The organism is Sphingomonas sp. ACRSK (assembly GCF_022346685.1).
Classification (GTDB): domain Bacteria; phylum Pseudomonadota; class Alphaproteobacteria; order Sphingomonadales; family Sphingomonadaceae; genus Sphingomonas; species Sphingomonas molluscorum.
Genome location: NZ_JAKRNR010000001.1, coordinates 19,452 through 44,163 on the forward strand (window position 1 = coordinate 19,452; position 24,712 = coordinate 44,163).

General features: G+C 69.2%; 19 protein-coding genes. 7 read left to right on the plus strand and 12 right to left on the minus strand.

Annotated elements, in window-relative coordinates:
• Nucleotides 1–16 precede the first annotated feature (16 nt).
• From MHZ35_RS00160 to MHZ35_RS00170, 3 genes are all read right to left on the minus strand, one after another.
• Complete coding sequence (locus MHZ35_RS00160; RefSeq protein WP_239433845.1) at nucleotides 17–1,282, minus strand: DUF445 domain-containing protein; 1,266 nt, start codon at nucleotides 1,280–1,282, stop codon at nucleotides 17–19.
• Nucleotides 1,283–1,535: 253 nt separating this feature from the next.
• Complete coding sequence (locus tag MHZ35_RS00165) at nucleotides 1,536–4,676, minus strand: efflux RND transporter permease subunit (RefSeq protein WP_239433846.1); 3,141 nt, start codon at nucleotides 4,674–4,676, stop codon at nucleotides 1,536–1,538.
• Between the two features lie 4 nt (nucleotides 4,677–4,680).
• Nucleotides 4,681–5,874 (minus strand): efflux RND transporter periplasmic adaptor subunit, encoded by a 1,194-nt coding sequence (locus MHZ35_RS00170; protein ID WP_132884186.1) that lies wholly within the window; start codon nucleotides 5,872–5,874, stop codon nucleotides 4,681–4,683.
• Nucleotides 5,875–6,081: 207 nt separating this feature from the next.
• Here MHZ35_RS00170 and MHZ35_RS00175 point away from each other — a divergent pair, with 207 nt between their 5' ends.
• Nucleotides 6,082–6,810: an SIMPL domain-containing protein gene (locus MHZ35_RS00175; protein WP_239433847.1), complete on the plus strand. Its 729-nt coding sequence runs from the start codon at nucleotides 6,082–6,084 to the stop codon at nucleotides 6,808–6,810.
• An 80-nt stretch (nucleotides 6,811–6,890) separates the two neighbouring features.
• Here MHZ35_RS00175 and MHZ35_RS00180 read toward each other — a convergent pair whose 3' ends face one another.
• From MHZ35_RS00180 to MHZ35_RS00200, 5 genes are all read right to left on the minus strand, one after another.
• Entirely contained in the window at nucleotides 6,891–7,142 is a 252-nt protein-coding gene (locus tag MHZ35_RS00180) for a GlsB/YeaQ/YmgE family stress response membrane protein (RefSeq protein ID WP_125959437.1), read from the minus strand.
• A 120-nt stretch (nucleotides 7,143–7,262) separates the two neighbouring features.
• Complete coding sequence (locus MHZ35_RS00185) at nucleotides 7,263–8,036, minus strand: TSUP family transporter (protein ID WP_239433848.1); 774 nt, start codon at nucleotides 8,034–8,036, stop codon at nucleotides 7,263–7,265.
• A gap of 214 nt (nucleotides 8,037–8,250) precedes the next feature.
• On the minus strand, nucleotides 8,251–11,610 hold the full coding sequence (locus MHZ35_RS00190; RefSeq protein WP_239433849.1) for an error-prone DNA polymerase: 3,360 nt from the start codon (nucleotides 11,608–11,610) through the stop codon (nucleotides 8,251–8,253).
• Nucleotides 11,607–13,862, minus strand: a complete 2,256-nt coding sequence (locus MHZ35_RS00195) for a Y-family DNA polymerase (RefSeq protein ID WP_239433850.1) — start codon at nucleotides 13,860–13,862, stop codon at nucleotides 11,607–11,609. The genes MHZ35_RS00190 and MHZ35_RS00195 overlap by 4 nt, the downstream gene beginning before the upstream one ends.
• Complete coding sequence (locus MHZ35_RS00200; protein WP_239433851.1) at nucleotides 13,780–14,499, minus strand: ImuA family protein; 720 nt, start codon at nucleotides 14,497–14,499, stop codon at nucleotides 13,780–13,782. Before MHZ35_RS00200 ends, MHZ35_RS00195 begins: the two co-directional genes overlap by 83 nt.
• Nucleotides 14,500–14,688: 189 nt before the next feature.
• Here MHZ35_RS00200 and MHZ35_RS00205 point away from each other — a divergent pair, with 189 nt between their 5' ends.
• The gene (locus tag MHZ35_RS00205) at nucleotides 14,689–16,830 is read left to right on the plus strand and encodes a M3 family metallopeptidase (RefSeq protein WP_239433852.1); all 2,142 of its coding nucleotides are present in this window, start codon (nucleotides 14,689–14,691) and stop codon (nucleotides 16,828–16,830) included.
• A gap of 39 nt (nucleotides 16,831–16,869) precedes the next feature.
• Here the strand turns inward: MHZ35_RS00205 and MHZ35_RS00210 are convergent, their stop codons facing one another.
• From MHZ35_RS00210 to MHZ35_RS00220, 3 genes are read right to left on the minus strand one after another with little or no spacing between them, the layout of a single operon-like run.
• Complete coding sequence (locus MHZ35_RS00210; protein WP_239433853.1) at nucleotides 16,870–17,256, minus strand: DUF1622 domain-containing protein; 387 nt, start codon at nucleotides 17,254–17,256, stop codon at nucleotides 16,870–16,872.
• A gap of 43 nt (nucleotides 17,257–17,299) precedes the next feature.
• Entirely contained in the window at nucleotides 17,300–17,962 is a 663-nt protein-coding gene (locus MHZ35_RS00215) for an HAD family hydrolase (protein ID WP_239433854.1), read from the minus strand.
• Entirely contained in the window at nucleotides 17,962–18,627 is a 666-nt protein-coding gene (locus tag MHZ35_RS00220; protein ID WP_239433855.1) for a YggS family pyridoxal phosphate-dependent enzyme, read from the minus strand. The genes MHZ35_RS00215 and MHZ35_RS00220 overlap by 1 nt, the downstream gene beginning before the upstream one ends.
• A gap of 58 nt (nucleotides 18,628–18,685) precedes the next feature.
• On the opposite strand from MHZ35_RS00220, the gene MHZ35_RS00225 reads away from it, so the two are divergent.
• A complete protein-coding gene (locus MHZ35_RS00225) occupies nucleotides 18,686–19,177 on the plus strand; it encodes a thiamine phosphate synthase (RefSeq protein ID WP_239433856.1) in 492 nt (163 codons plus the stop codon).
• A gap of 12 nt (nucleotides 19,178–19,189) precedes the next feature.
• Here the strand turns inward: MHZ35_RS00225 and MHZ35_RS00230 are convergent, their stop codons facing one another.
• Complete coding sequence (locus tag MHZ35_RS00230; protein ID WP_239434015.1) at nucleotides 19,190–19,891, minus strand: hypothetical protein; 702 nt, start codon at nucleotides 19,889–19,891, stop codon at nucleotides 19,190–19,192.
• A 204-nt stretch (nucleotides 19,892–20,095) separates the two neighbouring features.
• On the opposite strand from MHZ35_RS00230, the gene MHZ35_RS00235 reads away from it, so the two are divergent.
• Genes MHZ35_RS00235 through holA form a run of 4 tightly spaced genes read left to right on the plus strand, consistent with a single transcriptional unit; the run spans nucleotide 20,096 to nucleotide 24,570 of the window.
• A complete protein-coding gene (locus MHZ35_RS00235; RefSeq protein ID WP_125959444.1) occupies nucleotides 20,096–20,536 on the plus strand; it encodes a DUF3576 domain-containing protein in 441 nt (146 codons plus the stop codon).
• Between the two features lie 16 nt (nucleotides 20,537–20,552).
• A complete protein-coding gene (gene leuS, locus MHZ35_RS00240) occupies nucleotides 20,553–23,054 on the plus strand; it encodes a leucine--tRNA ligase (protein WP_239433857.1) in 2,502 nt (833 codons plus the stop codon).
• Nucleotides 23,051–23,560, plus strand: a complete 510-nt coding sequence (gene lptE, locus MHZ35_RS00245) for an LPS assembly lipoprotein LptE (protein WP_239433858.1) — start codon at nucleotides 23,051–23,053, stop codon at nucleotides 23,558–23,560. Before leuS ends, lptE begins: the two co-directional genes overlap by 4 nt.
• On the plus strand, nucleotides 23,557–24,570 hold the full coding sequence (holA, locus tag MHZ35_RS00250) for a DNA polymerase III subunit delta (RefSeq protein WP_239433859.1): 1,014 nt from the start codon (nucleotides 23,557–23,559) through the stop codon (nucleotides 24,568–24,570). The genes lptE and holA overlap by 4 nt, the downstream gene beginning before the upstream one ends.
• The last annotated feature ends 142 nt before the right edge of the window (nucleotides 24,571–24,712 follow it).

Below are 24,712 nucleotides of genomic sequence, written 5' to 3' on the forward strand. Positions count from 1 at the left end.
CGCACGCACGAACTGCTCAGAGCAGCACGTCGATGCTGTGGATGCACAGGCCGACGAGACCGCCCACGAGCGTGCCGTTGATGCGGATATACTGAAGGTCGCGGCCGACGGCATTCTCCAGGCGGCCGGTGATGGTGCGCGCGTCCCAGCCGCGCACCGTGTCCGACACCAGCCGCACGATCGCGTCCCCGTAGTCGGCGACCATGCCCACGGCCGCACGGCGCACGAAGCGGTTGATGGTGCGTGCCAGCCGCGGATCGCGCTGCAGCGTCTCGCCCAGCTGGCGCAGCGCATCGCCCATGCCGCCCGCCATCGCCCGGTCCGGATCCCGCACCAGCCGCAGCAGCGCGGCACGGCTACGTTCCCACATGCCGTCCAGCCAGCGCTGCAGCGCCGGGTTGCCGATCATGTCTTCCTTGAACTGCTCGACGCGCGCCTGGAGCGCCGGATCGGACTGGAGGTCGACGGCAAGCTTGGCTAGCCCCTCCTCCGCCTTGGCGCGCAGCGGATGCTGCGGGTCGGCGGCGATGTCGTCGGCGAGCTTGCGCAGGCCGTCCAGGATCTTGTTGGCGAGGGTCTCGTCGAGCCCGGTCCAGCGCAGGATCGATCCGGCGCGGTCGTGCACCATCGCGCGGATGACCTGCTCGTTCGCGTCCACGGCGCGCGCCATGAAGCGGATCATGCCGTCGATCAACGGCACGTGGCGATCCTCGGCGATGGCGGCCTGGATCGCCTGTCCCAGCAGCGGGGCCACCTCCGTCGATCGCAGGCGATTGGCAATCGCACCCTTCACCATGCCGCCCAGCCGCTGCTGGTCGAACGACTGGATCAGGCTTGCGCCAAGGCGAGAGGCGCCGTGGCGCAGGCGCCCTTGCCCGCCCACAGGATTGGCGAGCCAGCGGCCGACGACCGCCGCCACGTCCAGCCGCCGCATTCGCCGGGCGACCACATGGGCGGTCAGAAAGTTGTCGCGCAGGAAGATCGCCAACGTGTCGCCGATGCGATCCTTGTTGCGGGGGATGATCGCGGTATGCGGCACCGGCAGCCCGAGGGGATGACGGAACAGCGCGGTCACCGCAAACCAGTCCGCCAGGCCGCCGACCATGGCCGCCTCGGCAAAGGCCTGGACGAAGCCCCATGCCGGATGCCGCGCCTCCAGCGCGCGCGAGGCAAGGAACAGCAGCGCCATCACCACCAGCATGGCGGTGGCGACGCGGCGCATCCGGGTGAGCGCGGGAGGGACGGCGCCTCCGGTTCCGGGAACGCGCGCTAACAAGGTCATGCGTGAAACAATCCCCGAAAGCGGGGAAGGTTCAAGCCGGTCACTACATGCGGCGCGGTGGATGCACCGGTATGGCCAGCTTGACACGTCAGTAGCCCCGAAGCCGCCTTTCCATCGTCATGCTGAGCTTGTTTCAGCATCCACCGCGCCTCTGCAGCGCCGTCGCAGGTGGAAAGATGGACCCTGAAACAAGTTCAGGGTGACGGCTCAGGGAAAGGGCGTCGGCGCGTGCGCTCGAACAGCTCCCCACCGATCACTCGGCCGGAGCGGGCCCCTCCTGTCCCTTCCCCTGATAGCCGATGTGCCCGCCCGGCTGGTGATCGATGACCGGCTGGCCGGGCAACTCGTCCCCCGGACGATAGGTCAGCAGCCGCCGCGACAGCCGCGGCCCGATCCAGCGCTCGACGCCCACCGCCAGGCTGAACGTCGCCGGCACGATCAGCAGCGTGAGCATGGTCGACAGCACCAGTCCGCCGATCACCGTGATGCTCATCGGGGACCTAAACGACGCGTCGCCGGTCAGCGCCAGCGCGGTCGGCACCATGCCCGCCACCATCGCGACCGTCGTCATGACGATCGGCTGCGCGCGCTTGTGCCCGGCGTCGAGGATGGCGGCGGACTTGTCGACGCCCTTGGCCATCTCCTCCAGCGCGAAGTCGATCAGCAGGATCGAGTTCTTGGCGACGATGCCGAGCAGCATCAGCAAGCCGATGTAGACCGCCATGGAGACCGGATGCCCGGTGACCCAGAGCGCCAGCAGCCCGCCCAGCGGCGCCAGCAGCAGCGAGCCGATGTTCACGAACGGCGGCATCAACCGCTTGTAGAGCAGCACCAGCACCGCCAGCAGCAGCAGCAGGCCCGAGATCACGGCGATGATGAAGTTCTGGATCATCTCCGTCTGCCACTTGGCCTGGCCGAGCGTCAGCTCGCGCACGCCGATCGGCAGGTTCTGCATGGTGGGCAGCGCATGGATCTGCTTCATGGCGTCGCTGTTGATGACGCCCGACGCCAGATCGGCCCCGACCACCAGCTGGCGCTGCTGATCGACGCGCTCTATCTTGGTAGGACCGGCGCCGAAGCCGATTTCCGCTACCACGCTGAGCGGCACCGATCCGCCGCTGCTGGTGGGCACGGGCAGGTTCTGGATCGTCGACAGCTGGGTACGCGAATCTTCCGATAGCGCGACCCGGATCGGGATCTGGCGGTCGGACAGCGAGAAGCGCGCGCTGTTCTGGTCGATGTCGCCCAGGGTCGCGATGCGGATCGCGTTGGAAAGCGCGCTGGTGGTGACACCCAGGCTGGCGGCCAGGTCGAGCCGCGGGCGGATCACCAGTTCGGGCCGCTGCAGATCGCCGCTGACGCGCGGGGCGACGATCGTCTTCAGCCCGGCCATCTCCTGGACCAGCTTGTTCGCCGTCTCGTTGAGCAGCACGGGATCGTCGCCGCCCAGCACGATCGAGAGGTCGCGGTTGTTGGACCCCCAGCCGAATTGCGAGCGGAACGCCACGCGCGCATCGGGAATGGCGCTCAGGCGCGGCGCCAGGCCGCGCTCGAACTCGGTGCTGGTCATCTCGCGATCCTCGGCGAGCTCCACGCTCACCCGGCCGCTCCCGACCATCGTGGTCGAATAGGCCGAAGTGACGATCGGCTGTGCGCGAAGGATCTCCTCCACGTGCTTCACCACGCGCGCGGTCTGCTCCAGGGTGGTGCCCGGCACCATCTCGATCATCGCGGTCGAACGGTCGCGGTCCTGCGGCGGCTGGAAGGTCGCCGGCAGGATCGAGAACATGAACAAGGTGCCGGCAAAGGCGGCGACGCTCGCCACCACCGCCGTCCAGCGGTGCTTGAGCGTCCAGCGCAGCGTCCGCATATAGACGCGCATCGCCCAGCCATCGCCCTTCTCCACATGGCCGTGGCCCTTGAGGAAATAGGCCGCGATCATCGGGGTGATCATGCGGGCCACACCCAGGCTCATCAGCACTGCGGCGACGACGGTCAGGCCGAAGTTCTTGAAGAACTGGCCGGCAATGCCCGGCATCAGGCCGACGGGCAGGAACACCGCGACGATCGCCATGGTGGTGGCGAGCACCGCCAGGCCGATCTCGTCGGCGGCGTCGATCGACGCCTGATAGGCGGTCTTGCCCATCCGCATGTGGCGGACGATGTTCTCGATCTCCACGATCGCGTCGTCCACCAGCACGCCCGCCACCAGGCTGAGCGCGAGCAGCGTCATCTGGTTGAGCGAGAAGCCCATGAGATCCATGAACCAGAAGGTCGGGATCGCGGACAAGGGGATCGCCAGCGCCGAGATCAGCGTCGCGCGCCAGTCCCACAGGAACAGGAACACGATCACGACCGCCAGCACGGCGCCCTCGATCATCGCGTGGATCGCGGATTCGTACTGGATCTCGGTATATTTCACGCTGTCCGACAGCAGCGCGAAGCGCACCTGCGGATTGCGCTCCTCCAGCGCCTTCAGCCGCTTTTCCGCCTCGTGAAAGACGGTGACGTCGGATGCGCCCTTGGCCCGCTTGATGTCGAACGACAGCACGCGCCGGCCGTTGTAGGCGGCCGCCGAGCGCTGCTCGGCATAGGCGTCGCGCACGTTGGCGATGTCGGCCAACCGCACGGTGCGGCCGTCGCCGAGCGCAATCTGGGTCTGGCCGAGTTCGTAGGCGGAAGCCGCGTTGCCCAGCACGCGCACCGACTGTTCCTGGCCGGCGATCTCGGCGCGGCCGCCGGCTGCGTTGATGTTCACCTGGCGCAGCGCCTGGTTCACCTGGCTGGCGGTGATCCCCATGCCCTGCAACTTAGCGGGATCCAGGATCACCCGGATTTCGCGGTCAACGCCGCCCACCCGCTCCACCGTAGACATGCCGTCGATCGACAGCAGTTCCTTGGCGACCGTGTTGTCCACGTACCAGCTGAGCTGTTCCTCGGTCATGTCGCTGGCGATGGCGGTCCAGCTGGCGAGGTCCTCGTCGGTGGTGTTGGCGCGGTAGATCTGCGGCTCGAGAATGCCTTCGGGCAGTTCGCTGCGGATCTGGTTCACCGCCTCGCGCACGTCCGTCACCGCGCGATCAATGGGTGTGCCGATGTCGAGCTGGACGACCGTGGTGGTGTTGCCTTCGCTGACTTCCGAATTGATCTCGTCGATGCCCTGGATGCTGCGCACCGCCGCCTCGACCCGCTGGGTGATCTGCGTCTCCAGCTCGGTGGGCGCGGCCCCCGGCTGGTTGATGACGACGATCACCACCGGGAATTCGATGTCCGGGTCCTGGTTGACGTCCATCCGCATGAAGCTGACCAGGCCCGCGATCGTCAGCGCAATGAACAGCACCAGCGGCGGGATGGGGTTGCGGATCGACCAGGCGGAGATGTTGCGGAAGCCCATGGCGTTAGCGTCCCGTCTTGCGCAGTGCCGGATTGACCTTCTGCCCGGGGTTCAGAAAAGCGCCCGCGCTCACCACCACCCGCTCGGTGCCGTTGAGCCCGTCGGCGACGGCAACGCCCGCGTCCGACACTTCGCCGACGGTCACCGCGCGCCGCTGCGCCTGATTCTTGTCGTCGAGAACATACACGTAATTGCCCTTGCCGTCGCTCAATACCGCCGACTCGGGAAGCAGCGGTGCGGCGCGGGCGCCCGACAGGATGCGCGCGGTGGCGAAGCCGCCGGGCCGCAGCGCGGGGTCGTAGGAAAGCGCGATGCGCACCGTGCCCTGGCGCCGATCGGGATCGATCACGGGCGAGACCTGCCACACCTCTCCACGGAAGGTCCTGGTGGTGCCGACCGGCGTCACCTCGGCCGGAACGCCCACGGTCATGCGGGCAATGTCCGCCTCGGAAAGCTGGGCTCGCATCTCCATCTGTCCGCCCATCGCCATGCGGAACAGCGTCCCGCTGCCCGAGGAGACGATCTGCCCCGGCTCGACCGTGCGGGTCAGCACCAGTCCGGCCGCAGGCGCGCGAATGTCGAGCCGGCGGTTGCGCGCCTGCGTCTCGGCAAACTGCGCCTCGGCGACGCGGACCCGTGCTTGGGCAGCGTCGCGCGTCGCGGTCTTGCGGTCGATGTCGGCCTTGGAGACGAAACCGCGGCCGAGCAGCTGCTGCGAGCGATCCAGCTCGGTCTGGGCGATGCGCGCGTCAGCCCGCGCGACCCGCACCTGAGCCGCCAGCGACTCGGCCGTCTGCGCCTGGACCGAACGATCCACCGTTGCGAGGACCTGCCCTTCGCGCACCCAGCTGCCGGGTTCCACCAGCACGCGCGTGACTTCGCCGCCCTCGCCCGCGACGCCGATCGGCATCTCGCGACGTGCGGCAAGCGAACCGGTTCCGGTGACGACCGTCTGGATCGATTCCCGCCCGGGGACCATCACACTGACGGTCGGCACCTGCGAATCGCTCGTCGGCGGCGCACCGGCCGCGGCTGCGCCCTCCTCCTCGCCGCGACCGAACGCGAACCAGCCGACCAGCACAAGCAGCAGCAGGATTGCGGCAGCGATGATCCATTTGCGGCGGCGGCGCACCGGCGCCTCCGGCCCGCTCAGCTGAGGGCGATCCTCCCCATCGATCGCCTTCGCCTCATACTCCATCTACGCCCACTCCCCCGACCGGCTGTCTGCATTACTGTGTTATAGTAATAGGGCACCCACCTCAAGGGCATCCGGTCGCCGGGGATTGCCCGCTGGCACGGCCGGTCGCAAGTGAAACCGGCGTTCAGCTTGCGTTGTCGTGCGAAGAGGCAGGAGAAGACCACCACCGGGGCGCCGCCCCCAAAGTTCTTGTGGAGAAAAACCTCGATGCGCAGCCTTCCTGTTCTCGCCGCCGCTCTGGCCACGGGCATTGCCGGGATCGCGGTGCCGGCCGCCGCACAGCAGGTCGCCCCTGCGCCGGTGTTGCTCGATGCCACGCTGCTGGACGTGGTCGCCCAAGGGAAGGCCACGCGCGTCCCCGATGTGGCAACGTTGCGCGCGGGTGTCGTGACCCAGGCCGCGACCGCTGCGGCCGCCCTTCAGGAAAACGCCACCCGCATGAACCGCGTCGTGGCCGCGCTCCGCAAGGCAGGCGTCGCCCCGCGCGACATCCAGACCGCCCAGATCGGGCTCCAGCCGCAGTATCGCTATGCGGAGAACGTGCCGCCGGTGATCACGGGCTATCAGGCGTCCAACCAGGTGTCGGTGCGGTTCCGGGACATTGCGAAGAGCGGCGCCATCCTCGACGCGCTGGTGGCGGAGGGCGCCAACCAGATCCAGGGGCCCGATCTCTCGGTCGACGCCGCCGACCAGGCGCTCGACGAGGCACGGGCGGATGCCATCGCCAAGGCGCGCGCGCGCGCCGAACTCTATGCCAAGGCCGCGGGGCTGCGGGTCGACCGCATCCTGACCATCGCGGAAGGCGACGTGCCCTCGGCACCCCCGCCGGTGATGGTCCAGGCTCGCATGGCGTCCGTGGCTGCCGATTCGACGCCGATGGCTGCCGGCGAGCAGGATATCACCGCAAATGTGACGGTCCGCTTCCTGCTCCGCTGATCTGCCCCACACGGCACATAGAAGAAGGGCCGCCCCGCAAGGGACGGCCCTTTTCTTTGGATCCGGAGATCGTCGCTGTTTTAGCGAACAGTCCCGCGACGGACCAGGTTCACGATCGCCAGCAGGATGATCGCGCCGACGAGCGAGGTGATGAACGACGTCACCGTGATACCGTCGTTGATGTTCGCGCCGAAGATCAGCGACGCAATGAACGCGCCGATGATGCCGACCACCACGTTCAGAATGATTCCCTGCTGTGCGTCAGTCCGCATGACCATGCTGGCCAGCCAACCCACGACACCGCCAACGATAAGCCAAATAATGACGCCCATTGTACTCGTCCCTCCGTTTCGACCGCCTGTCGGGTCTGTTGAAGCTAGGACTCGCAAGCCGGCGGAAGGTTCCGGCGGCGTCACGAATATTGGCGGTCGTGTGGCAGCGGCGGTGGCAGTCTAGAACAGGGTCCAGAGCGGATTGGCGGGGTCGGCCAGCAACTTGATCGTCAGCGCCGCGGACATGAGCACCAGCAGCGGGCGGACGCCGCTGCCGCCGAAGCGGATCGCCAGGCGGGCGCCCAACTGGTTGCCCGCTACATTCGCCGCCGCCATCACCGCGCCCAGCTGCCACAGCACATGGCCCCCGGCCACCATCGCGATCAGGGCGGCGACGTTCGTCGACAGGTTGAGCAGCTTGGTGTTGGCGATCGCGCGCACCAGCCCCAGGCCGCCCAATGCCACCAGCGCCAGCGTCAGGAAGGATCCGGTGCCGGGACCGAAGAAGCCGTCGTAGAAGCCGATTCCCGAGACGATCAGGGTGATGCCCGCTTTGCCCATCCGCGCGTGGCGATCCACCTGGCTCATGGGTGGCGCGAGCAGGAAATAGAGGCCCATCGCGATCAACAGCACCGGCATGAACGCAGCCAGGAACGCGGAGCTGATGTGCTGCACGGCGGTCGCGCCCAGTGCAGATCCGACAAAGGCGGCAGCGGCCGGCACCGCGAACTGGCGCAGGTCGACGTGGCCCGCACGCCAGAAGGTGAAGAACGCCGACGAAGTGCCGATCGTGCTCTGCAGCTTGTTGGTGGCAAGCGCCGCCACCGGCGGCACGCCGGCCGCCATCATCGCCGGCAGCGTCAGCAACCCGCCCCCGCCCGCCAGCGCGTCGATGGTGCCGGCAAGAAAGGCGATGGCGGCGAGGAAGGCAAGCGTTTCGGCGGCGAACTCCATGCGCCGCGCTTAGGCGCAGGTGGCGGTGGAGGCCAGCCGGTCCGGCCTTCACCGGACCTTTGGGAAACGCACGCTGGCCCGGAGCAACGGACGCATCCCCGCGCAGGCAGCGATTCAGGGCCGAGCAGAGCACCTGCCGATCGCGCGGGACACCCTGAGCTCCCGTCTTCGCGGGAGTACGGCAGGTGTTGCGGGCGCCTTTCGGATCGCGCACCTAATGGAAATCGTGCGAGCGGATCGGGATCACGTCTTCGGGATCGCAGCCGGTGCGGAACGGCGGGTGGTAGTGGGAGCGCGGCTTCCAAACCGCCGGCGGCTTGGCGTCGCGCGGGTCGGGGCCGCTGCCATGGGTGGCGCCATCGCCGCGGCCGGTGAGGCGCGGCAGCTCGAGGTCGCCGATACTCCGCAGCATCGGCGTGCGATCCACCACCCGGTCGGTGATGACATGGATCACCTCGCCCTCCCGCTGCACCCGGCCGACGATCGACACCATCGCCGCCGACATGACGGTGCGGCGCTGCTTCTCGAACCGGTCCGGCCACAGGATCGCGTTGGCGACCCCGGTCTCATCCTCAATGGTGATGAACAGCACGCCCTTGGCGCTGCCCGGCTTCTGGCGGACCAGGATCACGCCGGCCACCTCGACCCGCCGCCCGTCCTTGAGCGAGCCGAGCGCCTTGCACGGCACGACCCCCTCGCCCTCCAGCGCGCTACGCAGGAAGGTGAGCGGATGCGCGCGTAACGACAATTGGGTGGCGCGGTAATCCTCCACCACCTCCCGCCCGGCGGTGAGCGGCTCCAGCGTAACCGGCGCCTCCGCCACTTCTGGCGTCAGCCCGCCCGCGCGCGCGTCGGCCGCGGCGAACAGCGGCAGCGGCGCCGCCGCCAGCCCCTTGATCGCCCATAGCGCCTGCCGCCGGTCGAGCCCCAGCGCCTGGAACCCGTCGGCGCGCGCGATCTTTTCCAGCGCCGCAAGCGGCACGCCCGACCGCCGCCACGCATCCTCGACCGAGGTGAACGGCGTCTCGCCGCGTGCCATCACCAGCCGTGCGGCATCCGCGTTGGACAGGCCGTGCACCACCTTGAACCCCAGCCGCAGCGGCAGCCGCATCTTCGCCGCCGCTTCCGGGGAAAGGTCGGTCGTAGCCGCTCCCAGCAGCCGCGTGTCCCAGCGGCTGTCGTTGATGCACACCGGCCGCACCTCCACGCCATGCTCGCGCGCATCGCGGACGATCTGGGCGGGCGCGTAGAACCCCATCGGCTGCGCGTTGAGCAGGGCCGCGCAGAACACGTCGGGATGGTGGCATTTCATCCAGGACGAGGCATAGGCGATCTTGGCGAACGACGCGGCGTGGCTCTCGGGAAAGCCATAGCTGCCGAACCCCTCGATCTGCTTCACCAGCCGATCGGCGAAGCCTTCGGAGATGCCGTTCTTGTTCATGCCGGCGATCAGCTCCTCGCGGAACTGGCCGACCCCTTGCGTATATTTGAAGGTCGCCATCGCCTTGCGCAGCTCGTCGGCGCGCGCAGGCGTGAAGCCGGCACCCTCGATCGCGACCTTCATCGCCTGTTCCTGGAACAGCGGCACGCCCAGCGTCTTTTCGAGCACCGCCTTCAGCCGCGGGCTCGGATAGTCGAACTCGATATCGGGATTGCGCCGCTTCTGCTCGCGCCGCTTGAGATAGGGATGCACCATGTCGCCCTGGATCGGGCCGGGGCGGACGATCGCGACCTGGATTGCGATGTCGTAGAAGGTCTCCGGCAGCATCCGCGGCAGCATCGCCATCTGGGCGCGGCTCTCGATCTGGAAGACGCCCAGCGTGTCGGCGCGCTGGATCATCGCGAAGGTCGCCGGATCCTCCTTCTGCAGCTCGGGCGAGGCAAGCGTCAGCGCCAGCCGCTTGTGCTCCTCCAAAAGGTCGAACGCGCGCCGCATGCAGCCGAGCATGCCGAGGCCGAGGATATCGACCTTCATGAAGCCGAGTTCCTCGATGTCCTCCTTTTCCCATTCCACCACCCAGCGAGCGGCCATGGCGGCGGGCTCTACGGGCACCAGCCCGTCGAGCCGGTCGCGCGCGAGCACGAAACCGCCGGGATGCTGCGACAGGTGGCGGGGCGTGCCGATCAGCTCGCGCGCCAGCTCCAGCGTCAGCGCCAGCCGCGGATCGGAACGGTCGAGGTTGAGCGCATCGACATGCGCGTCGGCCACGCCCTCGCTCGACCAGCCCCACACTTGGCCTGCGAGCGCACCGGTCATGTCCTCCGGCAACCCGAGCGCCTTGCCGACCTCACGTACCGCGCCGCGTGCGCGAAAGCGGCTGACCACCGCCGTCAGCGCGGCATGGTCGTGGCCATAGGTCTGGTAGATCCACTGGATCACCTCCTCGCGCCGTTCATGTTCGAAGTCGACGTCGATGTCGGGCGGCTCGCCGCGATTGGGGGAGATGAATCGCTCGAACAGCAGCTGGTGCTCGACCGGGTCGATCGAGGTGATGCCGAGCACATAGCAGATCACCGAATTGGCTGCAGAACCGCGGCCCTGGCACAAAATGTCCTGCGCGCGAGCATAGGTGACGATCGAATTGACGGTCAGGAAATAGGCCGCATAGTCCATCAGCCTGACCTGCTCGAGTTCATAGTCGAGCTTGTCGATGTAGCGTTGGTCCGGCCGGCCGTGGAACGGCGGCTGCTGGAACAATGCGTCCAGCGCCTTGCGCGCCAGCTGCTCCAAGGCCTCCTGCGGCGTGCGGCCGTGCATCACGATCTCGTCGGGATAGCGATAGCTCAGCTCCCTGGGCGAAAAGGTGCAGCGTTCGACGATCGCCGCGCCGGCGTGGATCGCCTCCGGCAGATCGGCGAAGCGCCGCTCCATCGTGCCGGGCGGCACGAAGCAGCGGTCGGCCGAACGCTCGCGGCGCAATCCCAAGTCGTCGATGGTGCATTTGCAGCGGATCGCCGTCACCACGTCCTGCAGCATACGGCGTTCGGGCTCGTGGTAGAGCACGTCGCCGGTGGCGAGCGGCCGCAAAGCGAAGCGCGCGGCCTCCTCGGCCGTGCGGTGCAGCCGCAGCCGGTCACCCGGCCGGCGGTGATAGGTCAGGCAGACATGGCCGCGGTCCGACCCGAACAGGTCGGCCATCCAGCGCAGCTCCTCCTCGCGCACGCCGTCGATCCCGGGCACGAGCGATCCGACCAGCCCCTGCGTATCGGCCAGGTCGTCCCAATGGAGGAAGCACTGCCCCTTTTCGCCGTGCTGCGGATCGGCGCGCTTCTTGCCGAGCGTCAGCAGCCGGGTGAGCCGCGACCAGCCAGCCAGATCCTCCGGCCACACCAGCAGCGACGCGCCGGAGACGAGGTCGAGCCGGCACCCGGCCACGAGGCGGATGGGGTTGCCCTGCGCGCTCACCTCGCGCGCGGCGACCAGCGAGCGGACGATGCCTGCCACCGAATTGCGGTCGGTGATGCCGAGCGCCGGCATGCCCATTTCGGAGGCGGTGCCGAACAGCTCCTCCGCCGACGACGCGCCGCGCAGGAACGAAAAGTGGGTGGTGACCTGAAGCTCTGAGTAGGTCATGCGAACATGCCCTGGAGCCACCAGCTGAGATCGCCCGTCTCCCCACGCAAGCCATCGCCGCTGCGGTACAGCCAGAAGCGGTGGCCGTGCTCGTCCTCCACCCGGAAATAGTCGCGCACCGCATCGCGTTCGGCCGGGCGCCGCCACCATTCGCCCGCGATCCGTTCCGGCCCGTCGGCATGCACCACCACATGGGGCACCCCGCGCCAGGTGAAGCGCCGCGGCGGCTGGTCGGGCAGTTCGGCCATGACATGATCGAGCCGCTCGGGCCGGCGCAGCACGCGTACCGGACGCGGCCAGCGCAGGTGCCAGGGGTGGTCGGCCTCCCGACCGTCGAGCCGGCGAACGTCATCCTCGCGCAGCTGGGTCGCGGGCGGATCGGCCGGATCGAGGGGAGCGACCCGCGCCACCGCCCGTTCCGGAACGTCGCTTTCCACCGGCGTGACCCGCCACATGCGCTGCGCGCCGATGCGGTTGACGATCTGGTCGACCAGCGGCCCCAGGTCCGGAGGCGTGTCCTCGACCAGCGCGGCACCCAGCGTCTCCGCGCCCAGCGGCTCGGCGCGACGCACGTGCAACGCCATGGCGTCGATGCCATAGCCGGGCTCCACCGTCTCGATCCGCCGCCCCAGCAGTCGCAACAAATGCTCGGAGTCGCGGCTGGCACGCGCGAGCCCGATGCGCAGCCGCTGCGGCACGCCGTCGACGCGGTCGAGCACCAGTTCCACCTGGCGTGCGCCCAGCCCGGCTTTCCGCAACACCGCCACCAGCCTGGGCACCAGTTCGCCCAGCCAGTGCGCGATCGCCTCTGCCGTGGCAATCGGCTCGGCGAAGCGCTGGCGGACCTGAACCCGCTCCGGCGGCACCACCGGATCGAGCGGTTCGGCACGCGCCCCCAGCGCCTGGTCCAGCCGGGCGAGCACCGCATCGCCGAACCGCCGCGCCAGCTGCCCGCGCGGGAGTGCCCGCAACTGCCCGATCGTCGTCACGCCCAGCCGGGCAAGCAGCTCGATCGCGCTTTCCGGAAGCCGCAACAGCCCGACTGGCAGCGGGTCCAGCGCCTCGGCCTGCGCACCGGGTTGGCAGATTCGCACCGCTGCCCCACCCTGCCGGGCCAGCGCCCAGGCGGCACCGGCCGTATCGGCAATACCGACGCAGGCGTTGACGCCATGCCGCGCGAGCAGGCGCACCAGCCGCAGTGCCATGCGCACCTCGCCGCCATGCAGATGAGCGACGCCCGTCAGGTCGAGCAGCAATCCATCGGGGTCGGACAGGTCGACCACCGGCGTCCAACGGCGCGCGAGCAGCATCGCCAGCCGGCGCAGATCGGCCCGGTCGCCCGCCGGATCGGCATCGCGCACCTGAAGTTCGGGCACCTGCGCGCGTGCCTGGGTGAGCGCCATACCCGGCCGCAGCCCCAGTGCCTGCGCCGCCGGGGAGGCCGCCGCGATCGCCACGCGGCCTCCCTGGCGGGCGACGGTGACCAGCGGCACGGCATCCCTTGCCGCGACAGGACTACCGGGCACTTCCTCCACGCACACCCGCGCGACCAGATCGCCTAGAGTGCGTCCGGTCTGGAAGAAGCGGCCCGCAGCGGCATAGCCCGCGATCGGCTCGCGGCCATGCGCGTCCGGGTGCGGTCCCTCGCCCGGGTACTGCACCGCCGGCATCGCCGCCATCTGCGCCAGCGTCGGGCGGTCCGAGCGCGGAAACGCCTGCGGCTGCGCGAGCGCGTGATGGCTGCACCCGCCCTCGTCCGGCGGCATCGCCTTGAACGGATGGTCCATCACCTCCGAACGCCGGCTGAGCTCGCGAAACGGCGGCTGCTGGTGCAGCGGCAGCGCCGCGATCGCGCGGTCGACCGCCTCGGCATCTGCGGCCCAGGCGGCGGATGCGGGCGAGGCGTCGAGCGGACGGCCCTGGCGATGAACGTCCTTGAAGGGCCGCTCGTCTTTGAACGGATTGTCGGCGGCCACGCTGGTGCGGCCCAGCTCCCGCTGCGGCGGGCGCTGGTGCGTGGGCAGCTGCTCGATCGCAGCCTCCACCTCCGCCCGTGCCCAGCGCGCGCCGGGGCGCCAGCCGCCCTCCCTGGGGACGGAGCACTGGCTGGCGCGCTCGGCCTCGGCCACCCGGCCGATCGCCGCGAAGGCGGAGCCCGTGCGTCCCGCCTCAGGCGGCGCGGCGGTTCGCTCTGCCTGCCGCAGCCGGTCGATCGGCCAGTCGGGCAGGAAGAGCGCAGCGACCCGTTTCATCGCATGCCTCCACGGTCCAGTCGCGGGGCTCGCCACCTTTCTGGCGGACGAGCGCAAGTTTCCATTGGGCACGGCCCACCCCGGCCACCGGCAGCCGCGTCGAGGGGGCCGACGCCACCCGCCAGCGCGTCGATGCGGCCGAGGGCACCGCCAGCGGATCGGCGCCCGCGCGCCCGTGCCGGCGCAGCAGCAGCGCGATGGTGCGCCCGCCCTCCGCCGCCAGCTGCAACCGGCGGGTGGCGGTCATGGAAACGCGCTTGGCCTCGCCGATCACCGCGCCGAGACCCCGGTGGCGCAGCCCCTCCTCCATCAGCTGGAGCAGTTCGGCATCGTCGGCAGCCTCGGCATAGAGCACCCGGTGCGGCCCCAGCCCGACCTGTGCGAGCCCCGGCGCGAACAGGTCTCGGCGGCGCACCACCCACAGCACCGGGCCCCAGGCACGCGCAGCGATTCCCGCCAGGAACAGCGTCGCCGCGCAATCGTCGGCCATGTCCGGCCCGGCGCCTGCCACCTCGTGCAGCGCATCGAGCGCCAGCCCACCTCCGGCCAGCACCGCGTCGAGCGCCGGCACGCCGAACGGCAGCACCTCGCGCCGGCGATAGCGGCCGCATTCGATGGCGCGCAGCTGCGCGCGCAAGGCGTCCAGGACAGGGGCTTGAGCTTGGGTCACGACAACAGCTAGGACTCACGAGGGACTCGATATGTTCCTATTCTGTTCTAATGCGCTCCCGAGTCAACCGCCGATCGCACGACCCTTGCGCGGGCGCCGGCTTGCCATTCCTTTCCCGATGCTTAGGCTCGCCTGCGACCCTTATCGGAGCCCCTGATGACCGCACGCCTGCGCGCCGTTCTGGCCGCGACCACGATCCTCGCCCTTTCCCCTGCAGGAGCCGCCATGGCGCAGACCTCCGCCACAGCGACTTCCGTCGATGCAACCCCGCTGCTCGCCCCCTGGGGCGGCCCCTATGGCGGCGTGCCGCCGTGGGACAAGGTGACGCCGGCGATGTTCCCCGCCGCCTTCCCGGTCGCGATGGCCGAGCTGCGCCGCGACGTGCTCAAGATCCGCGACGACAAGCGCCCGGCGACCTTCCAGACCGTGATCGAGCCGATGGAACTCGCCGGCGACACGATGGACCGGGTCGAGTCGATGTGGGGCGTCTATTCGAGCAACCTCGCCACCAAGGAGGTGCAGGCGATCGACCGCGAGTGGAGCCCCAAGCTCTCCGCCTTTTATGACGAGCTCTATCTCGACCCCAAGCTGTTCGCGCGGGTGAAGGCGGCATACGACGGCCGCGCTAGCCAGAAGCTCGATCCCAAGCAGCTGCGGCTGCTCGAGCGCACCTATCGCAGCTTCGTGCGTCGCGGCGCGCTGCTGACCGATGCGCAACGGGTGCAGGTGTCGCAGCTCAACCAGGCGCTGTCGGTCGCCTACAACAGCTTCAGCGAAAAGGTGCTGGCCGACGAGGAGACCTGGATCGTCGTCGACGATGCCAAGCAGCTTGCGGGCCTGCCCGACAGCTTCGTCGCCTCGCTCAAGGCCGCGGCCGACGAACGCAAGCTTCCCGGCAAGTGGGCGATCGTCAACACCCGCTCCTCCGTCGCGCCGGTGCTGACCTATGCCACCGACCGGGCGTTGCGCGAAAAGGTGTGGCGCGCGTTCGTCAATCGTGGCGACAACGGCGGTGCCAACGACACCAACGCGACCATCGCCGAGATCCTGAAGCTGCGCCAGCAGCGCGCCAAGCTGCTCGGCTTCCAGAACCACGCCTGGTACCGCATGGACGACACCATGGCGGAGACGCCGGCCAACGCCATGTCGCTGATGATGCGCGTGTGGCCCGCCGCGGTCGCCCGCGTCCACCAGGAGGTCGCCGACATGCAGGCCCTCGCCAACCAGGGCGGCGCCAAGATCACCATCGAGCCGTGGGACTATCGCTTCTACGCAGAGAAGGTGCGCAAGGCGAAGTACGACCTGGATGAGAGCGAGGTGAAGCCCTACCTCCAGCTCGACAACATCCTCCAGGGTGCGCTCTACGCCGCCGGCCGACTCTACGACCTCGATTTCAAGGAGAACACGGGGCAGATCCCGGTGTTCGATCCGGCGGTGCGCACCTTTGTCGTCACCGACAAGCGCGACGGGCACAATGTCGGCGTCTTCTACTTCGATGCCTACGCTCGGTCCGGCAAGCGCTCGGGCGCCTGGGCTACGGCCTATCGCCGCCAGCAGGAGCTGGGCGGCCACAAGAACGTGCTGGCGTCCAACAACAACAATTTCGTGAAGGGCGCGCCCGGCCAGCCGACGCTCATCAGCCTGGACGACGCGACCACGCTGTTCCACGAATTCGGCCACGCCATCCACAGCTTCCTGCAGAACGTGAAATATCCGGGGCTCGCCGGCACGCCGCGCGACTTCGTGGAGTACCCCAGCCAGGTGAACGAGAACTGGCTGCTCACCCGCGACGTGCTCGATCGCTATGCCAAGCACTATCAGACCGGCGCACCGATGCCGCAGGCGCTGGTGGACAAGATCGAGAAGTCGTCGACCTTCAACCAGGGCTTCGACACGGTCGAATATCTCTCGTCGGCGATCGTCGACATGAAGCTGCACGACCGCGACACGCCGGTGACCGACGTCGATGCGTTCGAGCGCGAGACGCTGGCCGAGCTGGGGATGCCGAAGGAGATGGTGATGCGGCACCGCCTGCCGCAGTTCAACCACCTGTTCTCGTCCGACGCCTATAGCGCCGGCTATTACAGCTACCTGTGGTCGGAAACGATGGACGCCGACACCTGGGCGGCGTTCACCGAGACGGGCAACGTCTGGGACAAGGCGACCGCCGATCGCTTCCGCACCGTGCTGCTGTCGACCGGCAACGAGACCGATCGCAAGCAAGCCTATCGCGCGTTCCGCGGCCGCGACCCGGACGTCAACGCCCTGTTCAAGCGGCGTGGCTTTCCGGTGAAATAAGCGGCAGGAGGTCCGCGGTGTCAGCCGGTGCCGCGGACCTCAGCCGGAGGGCTGCTGACGGCCATCATCGGGTTCGTTCCTGGCCTGCCACGGCCAACGCCCGTCGATCTCCACCTCCAGCGAGAAGCTGAGGAAAGTACGGATCAGGACGATGCCGGCGAGCACCGCCAGGCTTTCGAGCGTCGGCTCGATCGCCACCGTGTTGATGATGTCGGCCGCGACCAGCAGCTCCAGCCCCAGCAGGATCGAGCGGCCCAGGTTGGATCGCAGCCGCTTGTAGGCGGCGCCTGCCGGGCACCGCCGCAGATCGCGGACATAGCGCACGCCGGACACGGCGGCGCCGAGCAGCAGCACCGCGACACCGACGACCTCCACCGCGCGCGTGACGCCGTGGATGGCCGAAAGCAGCAGGGATTCGTCGATCATTTCCGGTCAACCGCCGGGCAGGACCGGCGTTCCGGCCGACCGATCAGGCGATCAGGCGTGCGACCTCCGCATAGTCCGCTGCGATGTCTTGGACGCCGATGCGGCGCAGCACGTCGGCGTGGCCGATGCCGCAATGCTGGCCGGCGCACAGGCCGATGACGTGCGCACCCGATGCCACCGCACCGGTTGCGCCCACCGGCGAGTCCTCCAGGATCACGCAGCGTTCGATCGGCACGCCGAGCGCGTCGGCAGCATAGAGATAGAGGTCCGGCGCCGGCTTGCCGCGGGTGACATGCTCGCGCCCGCTGAACACCTTTTCGCCGAACGCGTCGCGCAGACCCAGATGGTCGAGATGTGCGGTGATCCAGCGCGTCGAACTCGACGAGGCGATCGCGCGCGGCAGTTCGCGCGGCAGCGATCGGACGAAGGTGACCGCACCCGCCACTTCCTCGATCCCCTCGGCGACCGCGCGCGCATCCTCTGCGGCACGGGCCTCGTGGAAGTCGGCCGGGATCGGGCGCCCCAGGAACGCCTCCACCTCGTCCAGGAAGTCCTTGCCCGCACGACCCATGAAGCGCGCCATCGCCTCGGCGGTGTCGATCGGGTGGCCGGCGGCCGTCAGGTAATCGGCAAGGTGGCGGTTGCCCGCCCATTCGCTTTCCAGCAGCACACCGTCGAAGTCGAACAGGATCGCGTCGAACCGCATCAGCGTGCCCCGAACAAGGCGGTGCCGACCCGCACATGGGTGGCCCCCAGCGTCACCGCGGTCTCGTAATCCCCGGACATGCCCATGCTGAGCCCCGGCAGGCCGTTGTCGTCGGCAAGCTTCGCCAGCAGCGCGAACCAAGGCGCCGGCTCCAGCTCCAGCGGCGGGACGCACATCAGCCCGATTACCGGCAGTTCGGCGCTCCGAGCCTCGGCAAGCAGTGCCGCCAATTCGGGGACCGCGACGCCGCCCTTCTGCGGCTCGTCGCCGATGTCGACCTGCACGAAGCAGGCGGGGCGTCGGTCGTGCCGGTCCATCGCCTTGGCGAGGGCGGCGACCAGCGACGATCGGTCGAGCGAATGGATCGCGTCGAACAGCGCCACCGCGTCATCAGCCTTGTTGGACTGAAGCTGCCCGACCAGGTGCAGCTCGATGTCCGGCGTCGCCTCGCGCAGCGCCGGCCATTTCGCCTGCGCCTCCTGCACGCGGTTCTCGCCGAACACGCGCTGGCCCGCGGCGATCAGCGGGGCGATGGCGGGGGCCTCGTGCGTCTTGGAGACCGCGATCAGGCTGGTGGCGCCGGCCGGGCGCTTGGCGAGCTGCTCGGCGCGCGCGATCCGCTCGCGCACATCGGCCAGCCGCTGGGGGGCATCGTCGGTGATCATCGGGGGCGCTATAGGTAGCACGATGCGTGCCCGCCAGCCCCTCCCCCGCCAATGGCTGATGACCGACCCGCGGATGGGCGAGGCGCTATGGGACGCGCTCGAACGGCTGCCGCGCGGCGCGGGCGTGGTGTTCCGCCACTATCAGCTGCCGCCCCAAGAGCGCGCCGCGCTGTTCGCGCGTGTCCGGCGCATCGCACGGCGCCGGCGGCTGGTGCTGCTCGTTGCCGGGGCCCGCCTGCCAGGCGCCGACGGTCGGCATGGCACGCGCAGCGCAGTCCCAAAGCAAGGGATCGCGACTCGGCCCGCACACCATCGTCGCGATGTGGTGGCCGCCCGCCGCGACCGAGTCGACGCCGTGTTCGCCTCCCCGGTCTTCGCCACCCGCTCCCACCCGGGCGCTCCCGCGCTCGGACGAGTCCGCTTCGGAAGGATGATTCGAGGAGCCGGTATCCCGGTGATCGCACTCGGCGGCATGGATGCACGGCGCGCGCGCAGCCTGGCCGGCTTCGGCGTTCACGGCTGGGCTGCGATCGACGCCTGGACGCGCTAGCGCCCGGCCGGATCAGAAGCGGAAGGCGGTGCCCACGTAGAGCGCCTGGCTATCCCGACGCGTGTCCTCGATCCGCAGGAGCCGGTCCTTGTCGGACTTGTAGCGCACGCCCGCCGTCACGTCAAAGTGACGGGTCAGCGAATAGGACCCCCCGACGTCGATCGACGCGCTGGGTACATCCGCCACCAGCTTGGCCTGATCGACCAGCGGCTTTTCGCCGCCCACGGTCACGCTGCTGGTACGACGCGCCGCCTTGCCGACCGCCGCACCGATGCGATCGCGATTGCCCGGCTGCGCGCCCAGGTCGAGCTTGGCGAGATCGCCGACGGCGGCGAAACGCTTCCAGCCGACCGAGGTCCCGAGGTTATAGGCGATAGGCGCAAGCGTCGGGCCGACATTGGTGTCGACCGCCGCATGTTCCGAAGCGGCAGCCGGCTGCGTACGCGCACGCACCGCGACGGTCACGGCACGCTTGCTGATTCGCTGGCCTTCCGAAGGCGTAAAGCGGAAGCTGCTGCCGTCGATCCCGCTGCGCGCGAGAACCGCGGCGAGCTTGGGATCGGCAGACGAGGGCGTGAAGCCGCCGATGCTGCTGACGGGGGCCGCACGGCGAAAAGCCACGGCACGCGAGCCTTCCGGCGCACCCAGCGCAGGCGCGATCAAGGCTCCGGCGGCGCTCAGCACCCCGATCCCCAATCCAGCCATGGCGCGCATCGTAAGCACCCGGTTTCTCCTCCCGCTTCAAAATCGCGCTAGCATGATTCCGTTGCACGTCGCCACCGGCCGGATACGATTCCGGTGAACTGTTGCAATCCGCCCACATGCCGCCCCCGTACTGCCTCCGGGCCACGCCGCTTGCGGCCGCACCGCGACCCTCTATAGAAGCAGCCGATGTTCCGTTCTTCCAAGGAAACGCCGATGATCCGCCCGTTGCGCACCGCGATCCTGGGTCCGCTCGCGATTGCCCTCACGCTCACCGCCTGCGGCAGCCGCAAGGACGATCTGAAGGCCGATCTCGCCGCCTCCCAGGTGACGACCATCGGCGTCAACAGCTATCTGTGGCGCGCCAGCCTCGACACGCTCAGCTTCATGCCGCTGCTCCAGACCGATTCGAACGGCGGCGTGATCGTCACCGACTGGTATGTGAATCCGGCCACGCCGACCGAGCGCATGAAGGTCACCGTCAGCATCCTGGACCAGGATCTGCGCGCCGACGCCCTGCGCGTGGCGGCGCTCCGCCAGGTCCAGCAGAACGGCCAGTGGGTGGAGGCGCCAGTGCAGGCCGCCACCGTCCAGAAGCTGGAAGACATTATCCTGACCCGTGCGCGCGACCTGCGCCGCGGCGCGCTGATCGGCTGAGGCAAGCACCCCTGAAATGGCCTCGCGTTTCAATGCACTGAAGGCGGATGCGGCCTGGCAGAAGCTGTGGGAAGACCGCCGCACCTTCGCCGCCCGCGACGATAGCCCGCGCCCCAAGAGCTATGTGCTCGAGATGTTCCCCTATCCGTCGGGGCGCATCCACATGGGCCACGTCCGCAACTATACGATGGGCGACGTGCTGGCGCGCTTCCGCCGGATGACCGGCTATGAAGTGCTCCACCCGATGGGCTGGGACGCGTTCGGCATGCCGGCCGAGAATGCCGCCATGGAAAAGGGCGTGCACCCCGGTGGGTGGACCCGCGACAACATTGCCACGATGAAGGCGCAGCTCAAGCGCCTGGGCTTCGCACTCGACTGGACCCGCGAGCTCGCCACTTGCGAGCCGGACTATTACGGCCATGAGCAGGCGCTGTTCCTGCACCTCTATGCGGCGGGCCTGGTCTATCGCAAGGAATCGGCGGTCAATTGGGACCCGGTCGACATGACCGTGCTCGCCAACGAGCAGGTGATCGACGGCCGCGGCTGGCGCTCGGGCGCGCTGGTCGAGAAGCGCAAGCTCTCCCAGTGGTTCCTGAAGATCACCGACTTCGCCGACGAGCTGCTCGACGGCCTCCAGACGCTCGATCAGTGGCCCGACAAGGTCAAGCTGATGCAGGAGAACTGGATCGGCAAGAGCCGCGGCATGAAGATCCGCTTCCAGGTGTCGGACGGCCAGCCGGTCGAGGTCTTCTCGACGCGCCCCGACACGATCTTTGGCGCGAGCTTCGTGGCGGTCGCCGCCGACCACCCGATCGCGCAGGCAGCTGCTGCCCGCGATCCGGAGGCGCAGGCGTTCATCGACCGCTGCAAGCAGGGCGGCACCACTGCGGCCGAGATCGAGACGCAGGAAAAGCTCGGCTACGACACCGGCGCCACCGCGACGCACCCGTTCACCGGGCTGCCGATGCCGGTGTTCATCGCGAATTTCGTGCTGATGGAATATGGCACCGGCGCCGTCATGGGCGTGCCGGCGCACGACCAGCGCGACCTGGACTTCGCGCGCAAATACCAGCTGCCGGTGCGCCGCGTGGTGGCCGACGGGGAGCACCGCGATCCGCTGTTCGAAGGCGACGAGGCCTATACCGGCGGTGGGCCGCTGGTGAACTCCGACTTCCTCGACGGCATGGACGTGGACGCCGCCAAGGCGGCAGTGATCGCACGCGGCGAGGCTGAGGGCTGGGGCGAAGGAACCACCGTGTGGCGCCTGCGCGACTGGGGCGTTAGCCGCCAGCGCTATTGGGGCACGCCGATCCCAATCATCCACTGCGAGGCGTGCGGCGCGGTGCCGGTCCCGCAGGACCAGCTGCCGGTCGTGCTGCCCGAGGACGTCAGCTTCGACGTGCCCGGCAACCCGCTCGATCGCCATCCGACCTGGAAGCACGTCGACTGCCCCACCTGCGGCAAGCCGGCGCGGCGCGAGACGGACACGCTCGACACCTTTGCGGATTCGTCCTGGTACTTCATCCGCTTCGCCAGCCAGCCCAAGGACAAGCCGTTCGACAAGGACGTCGTCGCCCAGTGGCTGCCGGTCGGGCAGTACATCGGCGGCGTCGAGCATGCGATCCTGCACCTGCTCTACGCGCGCTTCTGGACGCGCGCGCTCAAGCGCACCGGGTTGATCGACGTGGCCGAGCCGTTCACCGGCCTGTTCACCCAGGGCATGGTGACGCACGAGACCTACAAATCCTCGGACGGTCGCTGGCTGGGTCCTGCGGAAGTGCAGGACGGCGTGGAGATCGCGACCGGTGAGGCCATCACGGTCGGCCGCGTCGAGAAGATGTCCAAGTCGAAGAAGAACACCGTCGATCCCGGTCCGATCGTCGACCAATATGGCGCGGACGCGGTGCGGTGGTTCATGCTGTCCGACAGCCCGCCCGAGCGCGACCTGCCGTGGAGCGAGGCGGGCATCGAGGGTTCGTGGCGCTTCGTCCAGCGGCTGTGGCGGCTGTTCGACGGCCTCACCGAACAGGCGGATGCCGAGGGCGCCGACAAGCCGCTCGACCGCAAGCTGCACCAGACGATCGCCGGCATCGCCGCCGACGTCGAGGCGCTGGCGTTCAACAAGGCGGTCGCCAAGCTCTATGAGCTCACCGGCATGATCGAAAAGGCCGCGCCTTCCGCGTCGCGCACCCAGGCGATCCGCACGCTCATGCGGCTGGTGGCGCCGATGGTGCCGCACATCGCCGAGGAAGCCTGGGCCGCAAACGGCGGCGACGGGCTGATCGCCGACGCGCCCTGGCCGGAAGTCGACGCCGCGCTCTTGGTCGAGGATGAGGTCACCGTCGCGGTGCAGGTCAACGGCAAGCTGCGCGACACGCTGACCCTGCCCAAGGGCACCTCGCGCGAGGATGCGGAGGCCGCGGCGCTCGCCTCGGCCAACGTCCAGCGCGCGATGGAGGGCAAGCCCCCGCGCAAGGTGATCGTGGTACCCGATCGCCTGGTGAACATCGTCGCATGATCCGGCGCGCCGCCCCGCTGCTGCTCGCCTGCCTGCCGCTGGCCCTCGCCGGCTGCGGTCTGCGGCCGCTCTATGCAGGCGGCGAGTCCGGACCAGTGCGCGCGCTGCTCTCGGGCGTCGAGGTCGCCCCCATTCCCGGCCAGAACGGTTGGCTGATGTCGACCGCGCTGCGCGACCGGCTGCGTGCCGAGGGCGCACCGCGCTACCGGCTGCAGGTCGCGCTCGACGACGAGATCACCGGCCTGGGCGTTCGTCGCGACGATGCGGTGACGCGGGAGCGCCGCACGCTGCGCGCGCGTTATCAACTGGTCGACGCGGCGAGCGGCGAGACGGTACTCGACGCCACCGCCGGGTCGGACGTCGGCATCGACGTGGTGAGCTCCGAATACGCCACCATCGCCGCCGAGCAATCGGCGCTGGAGCGGCTGTCGGGCATCGTCGCGGACCAGATCATCAGCCGCCTGGCGCTCTACGCGCAGCGGACCGACCTCCCCGCCGGGCAGTGAAGGCCAAGCCCGATACCCTGGGGCCGCGGCTCGACAAGCCTGCCGCCGACATCCGCCTCTACCTGCTGCACGGGCCCGACGAGGCAGGCGCGGCCGAGCTCGCCCAGCGGCTCGCCCGCGCGATAGGCCCCGAGGCGGAACGCATCGAGTTCGAGGGCAACGCGCTCAAGGCCCGCCCCGGCGCGCTCGCCGACGAAGCCGCGTCGCTCTCGCTGTTCGGCGGTGCCCGCTACATCCGCGTCAATGCGATGGGCGAGGAGTCGCTGGAGGCGGTGACGCTGCTGCTGTCCGCCGAGCGCGCCGGCAATCCGGTGGTGGCGCTCGCCCCCTCGGTGAAGGGCACGGGCAAGCTCGTGAAGCTCGTGTCGGCCGCCTCCAACGCCTTTGAATGCGCCTGCTACGTGCCCGATGCACAAGCCGCCGCCCGACTGGCGACGGCGCTCGGGCGCGACCAAGGCCTGCGCCTCAGCCACGAAGCGGCCGAGCATCTTGCCGTGGCGAGCGGCGGCGATCGTGCGATCCTGGCGCGCGAGATCGAGAAGCTGGCACTGTTCCTCGACGCCGCGCCCGACCAGCCCCGCGACGCCGGCTTGCCCGCGCTCGACGCGATCGGCGCAGACTTGGGCGAGGCGGAGATGTTCGGTGCGATCGCCGCGATCGTCGGCGGCGACGCCGCCACCGCCGGCGCGGAGGTCGCGGCGCTCGAGGCCGGCGGCAACCATTCGGTGCCGCTGCTGCGCATGACGGTCCGCAAACTCCTGTCGCTCGCCGAGATGCGCGCCGAGATCGACGCCGGCGACCGCCCCGCCGACGTGATCGAGCGCCACCGCGTGTTCTTCCGCGAGAAGCAGCCGACGATGGACGCGCTGCGCCGCTGGAGTTCGCCGCAACTCGCCCGCGCAATCGACCGGCTGCGGCAGACCGAGCGCGCCACCATGTCCGGGGCGAGTGCGGGCGATGTGCTGACGGCACATGTCGCGGTGGCGGCTGCGCGGAGTGTGCGGCGGTAGAGAGACTCAGCCTTCCCTCACCCCCTTTTCCGTTTCCTTCCCCCTTCCCCGTTCGTGCCGAGTAGAGATCGAGTAGCTGCGCAAGCAGCGTATCGAGAGCTCGTATTGAGGTGCGGTCCCGCGCGGCCACCCTCCCTCGATA